Annotated in this window: 20 protein-coding genes; 13 read left to right on the forward strand and 7 right to left on the reverse strand. The window is 51.0% G+C overall.

What is annotated here, in order from left to right:
* Positions 1–33 precede the first annotated feature (33 nt).
* From VIJ98_RS07335 to VIJ98_RS07350, 4 genes are read right to left on the reverse strand one after another with little or no spacing between them, the layout of a single operon-like run.
* Positions 34–375 carry a DUF5347 family protein gene (locus VIJ98_RS07335; RefSeq protein ID WP_323273081.1) on the reverse strand — a complete coding sequence of 114 codons (342 nt, stop codon included), beginning with the start codon at positions 373–375 and terminating at the stop codon, positions 34–36.
* Positions 339–527, reverse strand: a complete 189-nt coding sequence (locus tag VIJ98_RS07340; protein WP_323273083.1) for a phage filamentation protein Fil family protein — start codon at positions 525–527, stop codon at positions 339–341. Before VIJ98_RS07340 ends, VIJ98_RS07335 begins: the two co-directional genes overlap by 37 nt.
* 9 nt (positions 528–536) lie before the next feature.
* Positions 537–1,046 (reverse strand): phage regulatory CII family protein, encoded by a 510-nt coding sequence (locus VIJ98_RS07345; protein ID WP_323273085.1) that lies wholly within the window; start codon positions 1,044–1,046, stop codon positions 537–539.
* A gap of 46 nt (positions 1,047–1,092) precedes the next feature.
* On the reverse strand, positions 1,093–1,296 hold the full coding sequence (locus VIJ98_RS07350; RefSeq protein ID WP_323273087.1) for a DNA-binding protein: 204 nt from the start codon (positions 1,294–1,296) through the stop codon (positions 1,093–1,095).
* A gap of 113 nt (positions 1,297–1,409) precedes the next feature.
* On the opposite strand from VIJ98_RS07350, the gene VIJ98_RS07355 reads away from it, so the two are divergent.
* From VIJ98_RS07355 to VIJ98_RS07375, 5 genes are all read left to right on the forward strand, one after another.
* Positions 1,410–1,988, forward strand: coding sequence for a helix-turn-helix transcriptional regulator (locus tag VIJ98_RS07355; RefSeq protein ID WP_323273089.1), 579 nt, complete (start codon positions 1,410–1,412; stop codon positions 1,986–1,988).
* 11 nt (positions 1,989–1,999) lie between these two features.
* On the forward strand, positions 2,000–2,878 hold the full coding sequence (locus tag VIJ98_RS07360; RefSeq protein WP_323273091.1) for a BRCT domain-containing protein: 879 nt from the start codon (positions 2,000–2,002) through the stop codon (positions 2,876–2,878).
* Positions 2,879–2,976: 98 nt separating this feature from the next.
* Positions 2,977–4,014, forward strand: coding sequence for a tyrosine-type recombinase/integrase (locus tag VIJ98_RS07365; RefSeq protein ID WP_323273093.1), 1,038 nt, complete (start codon positions 2,977–2,979; stop codon positions 4,012–4,014).
* Positions 4,004–4,327, forward strand: a complete 324-nt coding sequence (locus VIJ98_RS07370) for a DUF6602 domain-containing protein (protein ID WP_323273095.1) — start codon at positions 4,004–4,006, stop codon at positions 4,325–4,327. The genes VIJ98_RS07365 and VIJ98_RS07370 overlap by 11 nt, the downstream gene beginning before the upstream one ends.
* A 38-nt stretch (positions 4,328–4,365) precedes the next feature.
* The gene (locus tag VIJ98_RS07375; RefSeq protein ID WP_323273098.1) at positions 4,366–5,376 is read left to right on the forward strand and encodes a hypothetical protein; all 1,011 of its coding nucleotides are present in this window, start codon (positions 4,366–4,368) and stop codon (positions 5,374–5,376) included.
* Between the two features lie 281 nt (positions 5,377–5,657).
* Here the strand turns inward: VIJ98_RS07375 and VIJ98_RS07380 are convergent, their stop codons facing one another.
* The 3 genes from VIJ98_RS07380 to VIJ98_RS07390 form a co-directional block, all read right to left on the reverse strand.
* Positions 5,658–5,828 (reverse strand): hypothetical protein, encoded by a 171-nt coding sequence (locus VIJ98_RS07380; protein WP_008102314.1) that lies wholly within the window; start codon positions 5,826–5,828, stop codon positions 5,658–5,660.
* Between the two features lie 166 nt (positions 5,829–5,994).
* Positions 5,995–7,494 (reverse strand): SulP family inorganic anion transporter, encoded by a 1,500-nt coding sequence (locus VIJ98_RS07385; protein ID WP_323273100.1) that lies wholly within the window; start codon positions 7,492–7,494, stop codon positions 5,995–5,997.
* A 151-nt stretch (positions 7,495–7,645) separates the two neighbouring features.
* Complete coding sequence (locus VIJ98_RS07390; protein WP_008102310.1) at positions 7,646–7,903, reverse strand: biofilm/acid-resistance regulator YmgB/AriR; 258 nt, start codon at positions 7,901–7,903, stop codon at positions 7,646–7,648.
* 484 nt (positions 7,904–8,387) lie between these two features.
* On the opposite strand from VIJ98_RS07390, the gene VIJ98_RS07395 reads away from it, so the two are divergent.
* The 8 genes from VIJ98_RS07395 (at position 8,388) to VIJ98_RS07430 (ending at position 15,542) form a co-directional block, all read left to right on the forward strand.
* Positions 8,388–8,819: a MarR family winged helix-turn-helix transcriptional regulator gene (locus VIJ98_RS07395; protein ID WP_008102308.1), complete on the forward strand. Its 432-nt coding sequence runs from the start codon at positions 8,388–8,390 to the stop codon at positions 8,817–8,819.
* 2 nt (positions 8,820–8,821) lie between these two features.
* A complete protein-coding gene (locus VIJ98_RS07400; RefSeq protein WP_008102306.1) occupies positions 8,822–10,489 on the forward strand; it encodes an MFS transporter in 1,668 nt (555 codons plus the stop codon).
* The gene (locus VIJ98_RS07405; RefSeq protein WP_258144898.1) at positions 10,486–11,577 is read left to right on the forward strand and encodes an HlyD family secretion protein; all 1,092 of its coding nucleotides are present in this window, start codon (positions 10,486–10,488) and stop codon (positions 11,575–11,577) included. Before VIJ98_RS07400 ends, VIJ98_RS07405 begins: the two co-directional genes overlap by 4 nt.
* Positions 11,574–12,944 carry an efflux transporter outer membrane subunit gene (locus tag VIJ98_RS07410; protein WP_154152807.1) on the forward strand — a complete coding sequence of 457 codons (1,371 nt, stop codon included), beginning with the start codon at positions 11,574–11,576 and terminating at the stop codon, positions 12,942–12,944. Before VIJ98_RS07405 ends, VIJ98_RS07410 begins: the two co-directional genes overlap by 4 nt.
* Positions 12,945–13,177: 233 nt before the next feature.
* On the forward strand, positions 13,178–13,567 hold the full coding sequence (locus VIJ98_RS07415) for a hypothetical protein (RefSeq protein WP_407330299.1): 390 nt from the start codon (positions 13,178–13,180) through the stop codon (positions 13,565–13,567).
* Positions 13,568–13,756: 189 nt separating this feature from the next.
* On the forward strand, positions 13,757–14,494 hold the full coding sequence (locus tag VIJ98_RS07420) for a beta-ketoacyl synthase chain length factor (RefSeq protein ID WP_323273112.1): 738 nt from the start codon (positions 13,757–13,759) through the stop codon (positions 14,492–14,494).
* Positions 14,484–15,281, forward strand: coding sequence for a 1-acyl-sn-glycerol-3-phosphate acyltransferase (locus VIJ98_RS07425; RefSeq protein WP_323273114.1), 798 nt, complete (start codon positions 14,484–14,486; stop codon positions 15,279–15,281). Before VIJ98_RS07420 ends, VIJ98_RS07425 begins: the two co-directional genes overlap by 11 nt.
* Before the next feature lie 3 nt (positions 15,282–15,284).
* Complete coding sequence (locus VIJ98_RS07430) at positions 15,285–15,542, forward strand: phosphopantetheine-binding protein (protein WP_007887282.1); 258 nt, start codon at positions 15,285–15,287, stop codon at positions 15,540–15,542.
* Position 15,543 lies beyond the last annotated feature (1 nt).

A 15,543-nucleotide genomic window follows, 5' to 3' on the forward strand; every position in this document is an offset into this window, starting at 1 on the left:
GCGGGTTTACGCCAGTTAATTGCATTGGGTTATTTAGTTAGAAAGAGTCATTCGCTTGGGGAATAAACTCACAACAGCTTTTAATTGGTTCATTGCACGTATGACGGCGGTTTTTTCATCGGTGCTTAATTCGCTAAAATCGGCGCTGTGTCGGTCTTTGCCAATATTTGCCAGGAAAAAGATGGCGCTCAGTGCGCGCTTATTGTCCTGATAGTTGCTGTCTCTAACATCACGCATTGAGTCGAAGAATCGCGATAAATCCTGTTCACTGTCGCCGCCCTTAAATTGCGAGCGCAACAACGCAACGTGATTGAGTGCCGCGACACGTTGACCGGCGCTCAGTTCGACAAGCATTGAATCGCCTTCGATAGCCATGATTTGCCTCTCTTGGGTGTTGCTTGAGTTCGTGGTGCGCTTGAAACCTCTTTAACCGGATGCCAGCGCTTACCGTTGTCACCTAAAATCCAGCCATGTCCGTAAGACATTAACGGGCTTCGTCTTTTGAGCTGTGCAGCAAATGAAATCATTACTGCACCTCAGACCACGCCAAATGATGCGCCAAGACCGCTAATCGCATCGACTGTTGAAGACAAAGCCGGATTAGCCTGTATGCGCGCTTGAACGGCCAGTGCGGCGAGGGATAAACAACGAATACCGCTGTTAACGTTTTGCAGCAGGCTACGTTTGCAGCTAGCACTCAATTGCTCAGTGGAGATTGCGCCAGCCGCTAACTGCCCAACCTCAGCGGTGGCTTTCATCACATACAGCGGCAGTTTGTCGTTGGCAACTTCGTTGACTGGCACGCATGGCAAGCACTGGATTTGCGCAAGTAAGCCATCAATGAGCGTCGCGTCTTCTGTGACATCGGTAAGCACTAACACTTCTTGTACGGTGAGCTGATGAGGCTGGTCGGGATTCAGCTTATTACGCAGCGTTTGCGCTCGCATGCCTGCCTGCTGCGCAACGTCTTCCATGTTATGAGTTAGCGCGAACTTGCGGCAGGCATCGTCATAGAACTTATGGGTAGAAACTTTGAAATCAAACATAGTCAAATCCCTCACTGCCGAACACAATTATTGGCAAAGTTGAATGTTAACGTGACTGAAAGTCAGCTTCTTTCGTTAAAGCGATCATGTTGATGAGCACTTTTTCCATCTTGCGAGCTTTTGCCCTGATTGGTAGGCGACCATCTTTCACCATCAGTCGGCAGGTTTCGTAAGGTATTCCGGTCACTTTTGCGAATTCCGGCAGCGACAAGTAAGGGCTGCTCAAGGTAATTGAAAGTGGAGAATTCATCGTGCATCCTTGTTCGTTAAGGTAAATGCGGGTAATTGCGTTCGTTGATTCAATATTGACTACGTTACATTTCAAATTTGAATCAGTCAACGTTCACATGGTGGAAAAGTTGAATGGAATTTTCAGGCGGGCAAGCTTTAGTTGATAGGTTATTGAAAGCCTACGGTTTTTCCACGCAGAGAGAGTTAGTCGAAAAGATTGGTGTTGGTCATGGCACGGTTAGTACATGGATTCGCCGTGAATACTTTGCCGGTGAAGCCGTAGTGCAATGCGCCTTAGATACTGGAGTTTCACTTGAATGGCTTGCCACGGGAAAAGGTGAGCCTGAAATCGCTGCTGTTCGCGAAAGAGAACAACAGCCTTCTAAAGTTGAAAGCCTGCCATTCAGTTCTATCGATTCTGGGCATCTGCAGCTGCGGGAGCCGGTTTCAATTCAGGCTTCTTTGCTTCCTTCAGGTCACAAAAAAGTTGAAGTCATTCAGGTGTTGGAAGTCAGCACGTTCTATTTAGTCGATAAAGATTTTGCTAAACCGACCGATGGAATATGGATCACTCAGCGCGCTGATGTTGTGCGATGCGAAACGTTACAGAGATCGCCGGGCAATCACTGGCGTATCGAAGGTGTGGATTGGCCTGTTGATGAAGTTAAATTAATCGCGAAGGTTATAGGAAGTATCAAACATAAAATGTAATTGGGGGTGCTATGGATAGAAAACTCAGTGTTTATAACTACACACGCAACAGAGATAAGTTACTGGCAAATCTTGTCAATATCATAGAGGGTATGACATGTGACGGACAGGTTGATGCCAAAGAATTACTTTACCTTGATACTTGGTTATTGGAAGCAGAAGCAATTAGCGAAAATTATTGCGTCCAGGTTATTCGGGATAAAATTGCTGCCATTTTAGAAGATGGAGTCATCGAAGAAGTTGAATTGAAGCAATTCAAAGATGACTTACTAAATATTCAACAAAACCTTCTCGATACACCTGACGTTGACTTCTATTCAACCGAATCTGATAAACACCTTCTAGAAGGTCTGTGTAAAGGCATGTTAGCCAATCATGAGCTTACAGAAGATGAGATCCGCTATCTTCGTTGGTGGTTATCCAATAATGGTTTGTTAAAAACAAACTTCCCCGGTAAAGATCTTTATCTTCTGATTGAGAACATCTTGGCTGATGGTGTTGTAACACCTGATGAAAGAGAAGAACTGAAAGAGGCCATGATAGCTTTTACGGGCTGCGATTTAGCCACTGGATCGGTTGACGGTCTTTCAATTCGTTCACCGCTTGAACATGTGGATGAGTTAAAAATCAAAGGCTCTGTGGTTTGTCTTACAGGAAAGTTTCTCTGCGGATCGCGTTCCTCATGTGCCGCTGAAATTGAAGCGGCAGGCGGAATTGTAATCGATGACATCACTCAAAAATTAGACTACCTAATTATAGGCACTTTGAGTTCAAGAGATTGGCGCTATCAAAGCTATGGCCGAAAAATAGAAAAAGCCATCGAGTACCGTGAAAAGGGACACTCTTTGAAGATCATCAGCGAAGAACATTGGCGTCAGCATTCTGCTTGATGCTCATTATGTGGTCATGTTTAAAAGCCAGAAATCAAACATTGACCACTGTTTTTATATACAGTAAAAAGTCCTCATTTGTTTTTTGAGGAAACGGTATGTCTGTTAGAAAAGCTGAAAACGGAAAGTGGGTTTGTGATTTTTACTCGGCGGGCAGAGGAAGTAAGCGAATTCGCAAAAGCTTTGCAACTCGCGGCGAGGCTTTACGTTACGAGCGAGAACAGCTCGCTAAAGCCAGCGATTCCAGCATAAACACGATTGAGGCGGAAGCCCGCGCGGTTCGCCTTAGTGAGTTAGTTAATGATTGGTATGAATTACATGGAAGATCTTTGACCGATGGCGATGCTAGGCTGCAAAAATTGAAATCACTCTGCCATAACATGGGTGATCCAGATGCCTTCTCACTCAACCAAGAGGTGTTTGCGAGGTATCGTAAGCAGCGATTGGCTGGGGATTTTACCACCAATCCTAAGCACGGTATTAAAAAACTGCCGAAAGAAGCCACAGTCAACCGCGAGCACGCTTATTTACGCGCAGTGTTTAATGAGCTGAAAAGGCTAGGGCGTTGGAAAGGTGATAATCCACTTGAAGGCGTACGGCTCTTTCGTGAAAGCGAAAATGAACTATCGTTCTTATACGAGGATGATATTAAAAGATTACTCCAAGAGTGTGATGCGTCATCAAATAAGGATCTCGGTATTATAGTGCGTATTTGTCTAGCAACCGGCGCTCGCTGGAGTGAAGCCGAGCAGTTGAGGCAATCTCAAGTTATGCCATTTCGTATCACATATACCAACACGAAAAGTAAAAAAAACCGCACTATACCTATATCGAAAGAACTTCATACACTGATTCCGAAAATCCGTGGGCGTTTATTCGACAATGCGTATGATGCTTTCGGGTTTGCGATTGATAGGGCAAATATCGAATTACCTGACGGCCAAAGAACTCATGTTTTGAGACACACGTTTGCGAGCCACTTTATGATGAATGGTGGAAATATATTAATCCTTCAGCAGATATTGGGACATTCAACTATCCAAATGACGATGAGATATAGTCATTTTTCTCCTGAACATCTTGAAGCTGCTATACAACTTAATCCCTTTGACAGAGTGCTTAGAAATGATAAATGAAGCCACCGAACTATTGAGTATTTTTGTACGGTTAGAACAAGATAAGTTAGACAAGCAAAGTATGCCTCATATGCCTACTTTGGGTAAAGCTTATGAGGAAATAACAAAGCAAGGGATTAATCATAATTATATAATTCCAAAAGGGTTAAATCTTAATGTTGTTAGTGGATTTATCAGGGTTGGGGATGAACTCATACCTAACCAGATTGATTGTATGCTAATTAAAGGTGAGGCGGAGAGGTACGGAATTACGGAAGAATATATATGTGACATTGAAAACGTACTAGCTATCTTCGAAGTTAAAAAAACCTGAGTAAAGATGACTTTACCGATGCATACGAACATTTGGCTGTGTTGAGAAAGAAATATAGCGAGTATTTCTCAAGAAAAATGGATGCTATGGAAGAAAGGCCTAATATAGAAATTGCCTCTGAAATGTTTTCAAAACTTACTGGTGTTGCTGGTCCACAAAGTTATGATGACATTTTTTATTTGCCGGAGCACCATCAAATTCTATTTTATTCGTTAGTGGTAGAACAACTTGCGCCTGTTACGATAATTCATGGATATGATGGCTATAAAACTGAGAAAGGACTGAGGGATGTTTTTGTTGATTATTTGGATGAGGAAAATTATCTAAAAAACTTAACTGAAAAAAAACGCGCCATTGAAGAAAAGAAAGGCGGCTCGAATGCAATGATTCGTGGCATGAATAGCTTGCCAACTCTTATAATATCGAGTCAATTTACCTTAGTTAAATCTAATGGTCTTCCTTATTCATTTTCTATAAAAAATAAAAAAGATGACTGGGTTGTTATTGCTTCGTGTAGAGATAATCCACTTCGTATTATGCTGGAACTTATATGGAGCAAAATTTCAGTTTTTTGCGATACAAGCATGCCGTGGGGAGATGATGATAAAGCTGAGAATCTAGCGCCATTAATTTTCGCAAAAGTAGTTCGCAAGGATGAAAAATTTGGATGGCAATACCGCTCTTTTGAGTTATCAGCGAAGAAGTTAAAGTCATTATCACCGATTCAATATGAGCCATTAAGAATATCAAAGTCCGCAATTTTCGTAGTTCAACATTTGTCTTACAAGGCTGATGGGTACGCTATTAATGAAGATAATAGACTTTCATGTAAACAAGCAGGGTATGAGCTTGATGAGATAATTGAAGAATTAATTTCTACCACATACTTTGCTATTAATGACAATAATTTGTTCACCATACATAGAACTACTTACATTCTTGATTTCGATGAATTTGGAGTGGTTGATAGCCAGTATCCTAGACTTAAGCTTTGGTGCGACAAGAACCAACTTATGTCGGGAATAGGATATTGCATCACGTTGAGTTGAATGACTACATTCATCCGCATTGACTCAAGTAAACCCAACCTTAACTCAATATTGCACTGATTTTACTTAACTTATTGAAATTATTAGTGCTATTAAGGTCTTTAAAATCCCTCGGCTTATGGCTGTGCGGGTTCAAGTCCCGCCCCGGGCACCATATTCGCAGTTGATAAAACGAATAAAATAAAGCAATAAGCAGTAATGTCGTAACCGCCTAAGGGCGGTTTTTTTGTTTTTGTCTTTTACTAAAATCAATAAAAAACCCGGCAAAGCCGGGCAAATCATTACGATTGTGGTTGTCCCACCGGACCCGCACCTTCGCTGGCGCCTGGCACTGGTTGGTTACTTGGCGCATGTGGACGCCCATCGCCGCCGACTGCATCACTTTTGTGCATACAGCCCGCCAGCGAGACCAACGTTAACGTCACCAATGCTGCTTTTGCTAAAACTTTCATCTATTGCTCCTCATAAATGAGCGATTGAGTAACCAATCTCAAAGAGATCAAAGGATTGACCTTGAGGTAAGCAAAGTCAGTAACAGCAAATTACGCAAGCGAAGCGCGTTGATAAGCATAAAAAACGCCGGATTTCCGGCGTTTTTCGTCTCAATCCTAATAATTGCTATCTCAAGTTCCCACTCAGCCGCTCGCGGAAATCGCTGCTGCGGTTATCCAGCCCGATAAAGGTGACTTTCGCGCCATGGCGCTGATAGCGATATTCGATGGCATCGAGGGCCGCCACGCTGGATGCGTCCCAAATCTGCGCATGGGTTAAATCGATAGTGACAGATTTAGGATCGTGGCCGTAATTGAAGTGTTCAAACAAATCATTGCTGCTGCCGAAGAACAGCGGGCCGCGCACGATGTAATTGACCTGTTGCCCATCGTCGCTCAAGTGGCGTTCAGCGTGAATCACGTGAGCGATGCGGCGGGCAAACAGCATCATTGCCAGAATTACACCAACCAGTACGCCAATCGCAAGGTTGCCGGTCCACACGGTGACCGCCACCGTCAGCACCATTACAAAGGTTTCAGACCACGGCATGCGTTTCAACGTTGCCGGTTGCAGGCTGTGCCAGTTCACGGTTTTCACCGCCACCACCATCATAATGCCCGCCAGCACCACCATTGGGATCTGCGCCATAATCTGGCTCAGTCCGGTCACTAATAACAGCAGCACGATACCCGCTGCGATGGTCGAAACACGCGTACGCGCTTTGCCCAGCTCGACGTTAACGATGGTTTGACCAATCATCGCGCAACCGGCGATGCCGCCATAAAAGCCCGCCAGAATGTTGCCAACGCCGAGCGCCCAGGATTCGCGGCGTTTACCGGAAGGCGTATCAGTGATGTCATCCACCAGTTTGGCGGTCAGCAGCGATTCCATCAGGCCAACAAAGGCGATGCTCAAGGCGGTTGGCCAGATAATTTGCAGGGTGTGTAGATTGATTGGCACCAATAAGGTGGTGAAGCCAGGCAGACCAGCAGTCATTGGCCCTTCATCGCCGACATTTGGTACACGATAACCCAGCAGCAGTGCAACAGCCGTCACCACCACAATGGCGACCAGCGGTGATGGGACGCTTTTCAGCACTTTCGGCAGCAGCAGGACAATCGCCAGCGTCACGGCAAACAGTGCCCATACCAAAGCGGACTGCCCCCAAACGTGCGGGACTTGCGCAAAGAAGATCAATATGCCGAGCGCGTTAACAAAGCCGATCATCACCGAGCGCGGGATATAGCGCATCATGCGCGACAGTCCAGCAAGGCCAAAGATAATTTGGATAATGCCGCCCATAATCACGGCGGGCAGAATGTATTCGACGCCGTGCGCATGCACCATCGGGCCGATCACCAGCGCCACCGAACCGGCTGCAGCGGTAACCATCGCCGGACGGCCGCCCAGAATCGACAGCGTCAGGCACAGCACCACAGAGGCCACAAGGCTGACTTTGGGATCGACACCGGCAATCACGGAGAAGGAGATCACTTCAGGGATCAGCGCCAGCGCGGTGATAATGCCGGCCAGACACTCGCGGGTTAGCAGGGCAGGCGAACGTAATACGCGCCCCACGGTGATATCGCTCTCCACCGTAGTGGCGCGCTCAGTTGGTTGGCTCATAGATTGTGCAGGCTCTTTTATTATTGTGCGCATACCGTCGCGGTACGGCAGTAACCAGTTTGAATTTTCGAGAGAGGATGTTACCGGGCAATAAGATTAGACGCTAGCGCGTTGGGACAGATGAGGGTGATTCCATCCCTGGAATCCGGCTTTAGACCGCGAGATCGTCAGGTGTTTTATTCACAACCAATTCAAGCAGGTGGCGATAAATATCCAGCTGAATCACATCGCTTTCCATCTCAAGACGGTTAATCAGCGATGCAATAATCGCTTTATTGGAAACCGGCATACCGGCTTGCAGGATTTCGGCGATGATCTGCCCGAAAACTTCCATCTCACTGCTGTCGCTGTTACCGGCCAGTTTGAAGTAGTCAGCGATGGCAGCGCTACTGTTTGCGGCGTTTTGCATATGTGAAGCCCTTAAGATCGGCCTGATGGCAATGTGCCTTCAGCTCCATGATGAAAAAACGTGCACGCGGACAGGCGCGCACCACCCAACTCATCAACCAACGCAAAAAGACACCTCTGAAGGTGGAAATCCACAACACCTTCAGAGGCGACGCAAAGTGCATCATTCGTTACGGAGCCATCAGCTGGCTCGCGGGATGTAAACTTATACAATCTGGAGTAACTTGTACAACAAGGATCTTAAGCAATTTGTGCTAATGTATATTTAACAAAGAGTTATAATTTGTAATGTTTTCTAAAATCTATACAAACCTATGCAGGAACAGCAAAAAAATCCGCGAGTTGTACAACTGATACAGAAAGCTGGAGATTTTTTGCCGTGCCAACTACGTTTGCTAATGTAAGCAACGTTTTCATTGGTGAGCGGCTTCGCCTATAATAACGCTCCCGTTTAGTTAGATACCTAACCATTAGGCCACTACGTTTTGAGCGACTATCCGCAACCCTTTTCTCGTTTGCTGCATCTCACCGCGCACGCGTGGCGTTTGGCCGTTGATCGTCGCCTCAAAGAGAGCGGATTAAGTATGAGCAGCTGGATGGCGATTGCCAGCGTCGCTACCGCCGCCGAGCCGCCAACGCAAAAAGCCCTGGCGCAATTGCTCGGTCTGGAAGAGGCCAGCGTCGTGCCCTTGGTCGATCGTTTGGTGAAGCAGCAGCTGTTGGCGCGCGTGCAGCCGCCGGAAGATCGCCGTAAGCGCCTGCTGATTCTGACAGAGCAAGGCAGCGTGGCCTTTGCCGAAGTGAAAACCCAGGCCGATGCGCTACGTGCGCAGTTGCTGGCGGATATCGATCCCGAATCGCTGGCGATAACGGAACAGGTGCTGAAACAACTGCTGGCGCGTCTGGGAAGTGTTTAACCGTGGCGAAACGTAATCCTTATGCCCCACGCGAATGGCTGCCACATGAAAAGCCGATGTTGCCGGGCTCGCCCTCAACGCCGCTGCATTCGCCCTCGAAGCGCATCGCATTTGGCATTATCGGCTTACTGATCTCCATTACCGGCGCGTTGAGTAACGCGTTGGTCTCTGCCAACCTCACCAATCTGCAAGGCACTTTTGGCGCCTACAGCAATGAGATCGCCTGGCTGCCTGCGGTGTATGTGATGGGCAACATCTCCATCAACCTGCTGCTGGTGAAGTTCCGCCAGCAGTTTGGTCTGCGGCTGTTCACCGAAGCGTTTCTGGTGCTGTATGTGATCGTGGCGTTTTTCCACCTGCTGGCCAACGATCTCAGCTCGGCCATCATTGTGCGCACCGCGCACGGCATGGTTGGTGCGGCGCTCAGTTCGCTCGGCATCTATTACCAGATTCAGGCGTGGCCCGCGAAGCATCGGCTTAAAGCCTTGGTGATTGGTATTACCGCGTCGCAGCTGGCGATTCCGCTGGCACGATTGTTCTCTACCGAACTGCTGCAGCTGCAAGAGTGGCGCGGTTTGTACCTGTTTGAACTCGGTCTGGCGCTGATCTCGCTGGGCTGCGTGCTGGTGGTGAAACTGCCGCCCGGCGACCGTATCAAAGCGTTTGAAAAGATGGATTTCCTCACCTTTATGCTGATGGCGCCGGGCATGGCGCTGTTGTGTGCGGTGCTGTCGCTGGGACGTATCGAATGGTGGTTCAGCACGCCGTGGCTCGGTGTGGCATTAGCGCTGGCGCTGGTATTGATCGTGGCGGCGATCGTCGTCGAACACAATCGCAAGAATCCATTGATCAACACGCGCTGGCTGAGTAACGGCATGATTGTGCGACTCGGCATTGTGATGATCATGATGCGTATTCTGCTGGCTGAACAAAACACCGGCGCGGTCGGATTCCTGCAGCAACTCGGTTTACTCAACGATCAGATGCGCGGTCTGGCATTAGCGATCATCGCCGGGGTAATTTGCGGCATGATCGCTAGCGCGCTAACCATCAAACCTACGCATCTGAGCTGGCCGATTGTCGCGTCGCTGGTAGTGATGATCGTCGCCTCACTCATGGATGCGCAATCCAGCCCGCTGACGCGTGCCAACAATCTCTACTTTAGTCAGTTTTTACTCGGCTTCGGCAGCGCCTTCTTCCTCGGGCCCGCCATGCTGCTGGGGATTGGCGGCGTGGTGACGCAGCCGAAGAACCTGGTGAGCTTCTCGGTGCTGTTTGGCATGAGCCAGAACTTAGGCGGCTTGATCGGCGCAGCCATTCTCGGCACGTTCCAGACGTGGCGCGAAAAGTATCACTCCAGCTTATTGGGCGATCAGCTGTCGCAGCTCGATCCCAACGTCACCGAACGCCTCAGCCAGTACAGCTCGCTGTTCAGCAGCCAGTTGCCGGATAGCGTTCTGCTCAGCGCGCAAAGCAGCAGCCAGCTGCAAATTGTGGCGACGCTGCAAGCCAACGTGCTGGCCTATAACGACACCTATCTTCTTACCGCCGCGCTGGCCTTCATCACCTTAATCTGGGTGCTGTATCGCCTGACGCGTTTACGCTATATCAACTGGCGTCAGACCAAAATGAATGCGGCACAACCAGTAACCCCGACGGAGAATTCATGAGCCAACAGGACGACATTCAGGCGGCAGAGCGCGAGCGCACCAATCGCCGACGCATTCTTTCCATCGCCGCCGGCAGCGGCATTGTTATCGTCGGCGTGCTGGTGATTCTGTATGCCTGGCAGCTGTGGCCGTTCACCAGCACCGTTCAGTCGACGGAAAACGCCTATGTGCGCGGCCAGGTGACCTTTATTAGCCCGCAGGTGAATGGCTATCTGACCGAGGTTAACGTGGTGGATTTGCAGCCGGTGACCAAAGGCCAGCTGCTGATGACCATCGACGATCGTATTTACCGTCAGCGCGTGCATCAGGCGCAGGCGCAGCTGGATATGAAAATCGCCGCGCAGAATAATAACCAGCAGCAGCGTAAAAGTGCCGAAGCCAACATTCTCAGCAACAAAGCGGCACTGGAAAATGCCAAAGCGCAGGCGCTGAAAAGCAGCCTCGATCTCAAGCGTGTAGAAAATCTGGCGGCTGACGGTTCGCTGTCGGTACGTGAACGTGACGCGGCGCGCGCGGCGAATGCTCAGGCGCAGGCGCAATTGCGTCAGGCGGATGCGCAGGTTGCCGTTTCACAACAGAATCTGCAAACCGTGGTGGTAAATAAGGCTTCACTGCAAGGCGATGTCGCCAGTGCGCAAGCGGCGTTAGAGCTGGCGAACATCGACCTGGCCAATACACGCATCATCGCGCCGGACAGCGGCCAGCTCGGTCAGCTGTCGGTGCGTAAAGGCACCTATGTCACCGCGGGCACGCGTTTGACTTCGGTGGTGCCGGAAAACAAATGGATCATCGCCAACTTCAAAGAAACCCAGCTGGCGCGCGTGCGTCCCGGTTTGCCGGTGAACATCCGCGTCGATGCGCTGGACGGTAGGCATTACGATGGCCGCGTCGAGTTTATCTCGCCTGCCGCCGGTTCCGAATTCAGCGCTATCTCGCCGGATAACGCCACCGGCAACTTTGTGAAAATTGCCCAGCGCATTCCAGTGCGCATCAAAATTCTTAACGACGATCTGCACGCACTGCGCCCCGGCATGTCGGTGGAAGTGAGCATTGATACCGCCGCTGAACCGCACAAGGATGCGCCATGAAGCGCTTACTGTTAGCCACGTGCGTGGCATTAATGGTGGGCGGCTGTGCGACGGAAGTGGAAAAAGCGCCGTCATCGTTGCCGATTCCCGATAGCTGGCGTCAGCAGGTTGGCCCACATGCGCTGCCGGAAGCGCAGTGGTGGCAGAACTTTGGCGATGCCGATCTCAATCGCCTCGTTACGCAGGCGTTGCAGCACAACAGCGATATTCTCACGGCGCGTTCACGCGTAGATCAATACCGTGCCGAATTACGTGCCGCGCAGGGCGACAATTTCCCAACGCTGTCGGCGGGCGTCGCGGCCACGCATCAGCGTGCGCTGTCGGCGGCGACCGGTCAGCCGTATGAAAACGCGGTGTTTCAGGGATTGCTGCAGGCCAACTATGAAGTGGATTTATGGGGCAGCCGCAGCAACAGCATTCGCGCCGCGCAAGCTTCGCTGGATGCGCAGCGTGCCGCCGCGTCTGCCGCTGAGCTCACCGTCGCCAGTTCGGTGGCATCGGGCTATCTCAGCTTGTGCGCACTTGATGAGCAGTTACGCGTCACTGAAGCGACGTTAGCAACGCGCGAAAATTCACTCAATCTGGCGCAGCGTCAGTTTGAAACCGGCTACACCTCGCGTCTCGAATGGATGCAGGCCGCCTCAGAGTATCAAACCGCTAAAGCGCAGATCCCGCAGCTGCAGCATCAGATCGAGCAGCAGGAGAACGCGCTCAGCGTGCTGGTGGGCATGAACCCGCGTGAAATTGCGCGCAGTAGCCAGTTCGACCACATCAAACCGCAAACCTTGCCATCGCTGCTACCATCGCAGTTGCTGAATCGCCGGCCGGATATCGTGCAGGCGCAGCGACAGCTGCTGGCCGCCGACGCGTCACTGGCATCATCCCAGGCCAAATTGTTGCCGTCGCTTAATCTCACCGCCAGCGGCACCTTGCAAAGCGGCGAACTTCATCAGCTGCTGGATAATCCGTTCCGTTTGTGGAGCATTGGCGGCAGCATTCTGGCACCGCTGCTGAATCGCGAAGCGCTGACTGCTCAGGTTGATGTGGCGATGGCGACGCGCAATCAAGCGCTCTACGGTTATGAGAAGGTGGTGCGCAATGCGTTCTCCGATGTGGATAACGCGCTGGATGCCATTCGCCGCAGTCAGGAGCAGCTTGAAGAGTTGCAGAAGCAGGAAGGTTACGTGGCGGAAGCGTATCGCATTGCGCATAACCGCTATCAAAACGGTTACGCCTCTTATCTGGATGAGCTGGACGCCCAGCGCACGCTGTTCAGCACTCAGCTCAATATCGTGTCAGTGAAAAATACGCTGCTGCTGGCACAAATCGATCTTTATCGTTCGCTCGGTGGCGGCTGGCAGGGTTAAACATCATGCGACAAGGCCATTTTTCGGTAGAAATTCCGCCGTAAGAGGGCCTGTGAATAGTTTTAAATCGGCATTAAACGATTCTTAAGTGATTCATGCTTATTTTTACTTGTCTTTACAAATAATGTTATTATCCGCCCGCTTTACACAGTCTGAACGGAACAGTGTTGGTAAGTTTACCAGCGCGGTCGCTCACTTGGCGGCTTGCAAAGACAGGGGAAGAAAAGGAAATGATGAATAAGAAAATCGGTTTGGCTTTGTTAGTATCTGCGGTCCTGTTAACTGGCTGCGCGCCACGTACCGCGCCGATCGAGAATGTTAGCCAGACCGTGGGTCATAGCTACTCGGATGATCAAATGAAGCAGGCTATCATCCAGTCAGGTGCCGCTAACCATTGGGTGATGACGCCAGCCGGTCCAGGCGCGATGAATGGTCACCTGGCCGAGCGCGGACATACCGCAGATATTCGCGTGAACTACACCGCGAACAGCTATCAAATCCAGTATGTCAGCAGCCAGAATCTGAAAGCCGGTAGCGGTCAAATTCACCGTAATTACAACCGCTGGATTCAGAACCTGAGCCAGGGCATCCAAACGCGTCTGGCGGTCGAAGCCGCTAAATAAGCGCGAAGCGTGATTGCTGACATAATGTTGTAAAGTTAGCCGACACGCTGCCGAAATAGAAACAGGCGGGCCATGTGCCCGCCTTGTTAATCGGCGACATCCGCATGGGATGACGGGTATTGAGAGCAAGGAAGGGATGCCGCGCAGCGAAAATCTGACCATCCCTGAGGCTGAAGAAAGAATACAGGTATGAAACTCGCTTACTCCCTTGTTGACTGGCACGCCATCGCGCCGGGCAACAGCACCGCAGAAGAGTGGCAACGTTGGGCGCAACAGGCACCGGCGTTAGATGCCACGCAACCTATCGCGAAACCCCAATTTTTGCCGATGATGACCGCGCGTCGTCTCAGCCCAGGCAGCCGTGCAGCGGTTGAGTGCGGGCTGGCGCTATTGGCGCGGCAAAGCGTGGACGCCATCGTCTTCACCAGTCGCCACGGCGAACTGGAACGCAATCTGCGCATTCTCACCGCGCTGGCGGAACAGCAAGCGCTGTCGCCGACCGATTTCGCCATGTCGGTCCACAACTCTGCGGTGGGCAGTTTGACCATCGCTGCGCGTCAGCCGCTGGTTTCATCCTCGATTTCGGCCGGTATCGATAGCTTCCAGCAAGGATTGATTGAAGTAGCGACGCTACATCAGGCGGGTTACGCGCAGGTGCTGCTGGTGGATTTTGACGGCGTGGTGCCGGATTACTATCGTCCGTGGCTGCCGGAAATCGATCGCTTTAATGCGCCGTACGCGGTGGCGCTGCTGCTGCGCGCGGGCGAGGCGTGGCGCTGCGAAGCGCAGGCAGGCAAACCCGCTGAACCGCACAACGATCTGCCGCAAAGTCTGCAATTTCTGGCGGCGATGCTGCACAACACGCCAGCTTTTAGCGTGGCTGGCGAACGCCATCAGTGGCATTGGGAGCGTCAGCATGGTGGATAATTCGCTGGCGCAGGCGCGTCCAGGTTTCAACTATTACTGGCGGCTGGTAATGACCGCCGTCAGCTTCACGCTGTTCAGCGTGGGCGGCCTGTTGCTGTCGCTGATCTGGTTCAACTTTCTGCTGCTGGTGCAGCGCGATGGGCTGCGTCGTCGCCACATTGCCCGCAGCAGCATTGCGTGGAGCTTCCGCTGCTTCCTGCGTTTCTGCCGTTTTGTCGGCGTGTACGATTACCAGATCATTGGCGCAGAACAGCTGCGGCAGGATCGCGGCTGCCTGATCGTCGCCAACCATCCGTCATTGATCGATTACGTGATGATCGCCTCGGTGCTGCCGGAGATGGATTGCCTGGTAAAAGCCGAGCTGCAGCACAACATTTTCTTCCGTGGCGTGATTCGCGCCGCCGATTACCTGATTAACAGCGAAGCCGATACGCTGCTGCCGGACAGCCAACAGCGTCTGGCGCGCGGCGATACCATCCTGATTTTCCCGGAAGGTACGCGCACGCGTTATGGCGAGCCGCTGAAGTTACAGCGCGGAGCTGCCAATATTGCAGTGCGCGCTGGCTGCGATCTGCGCGTGGTACACATTAGCTGCACCGAGCGCATGCTCGATAAGCAAAGCCGCTGGTATCAGATTCCGCTGGTTAAACCGATTTTTACTGTACGCGTACAATCGCGTATTGCTAGCCACGCCTTTAGTGAAGCCGAAGAGGATGCGCAGCCGCTGGCCGCACGTCGTCTGACGCGTCATCTGCAACAGGCGCTGGTGCCTGACGAGACCAACTAAGTTATGCAAGTACTGATTAACGACATCAAACAGATGATTATCGACACGCTGAATCTGGAAGATATCAGCCCTGACGACATCGAAACCGACGCGCCGCTGTTTGGCGAGGGGCTGGGCCTCGATTCAATCGATGCGCTGGAGCTGGGACTGGCGGTGAAAAATCGCTTCGGCGTACAGCTCTCAGCCGAGAGTGAAACGCTGCGCGCGCACTTTTTTTCCGTGGCTACACTGGCCGCGTTTGTTGAACAACAGCAAGCCTGAG

Source organism: Pantoea sp. S18 (assembly GCF_045689705.1).
Classification (GTDB): Bacteria; Pseudomonadota; Gammaproteobacteria; order Enterobacterales; family Enterobacteriaceae; genus Pantoea; species Pantoea symbiotica.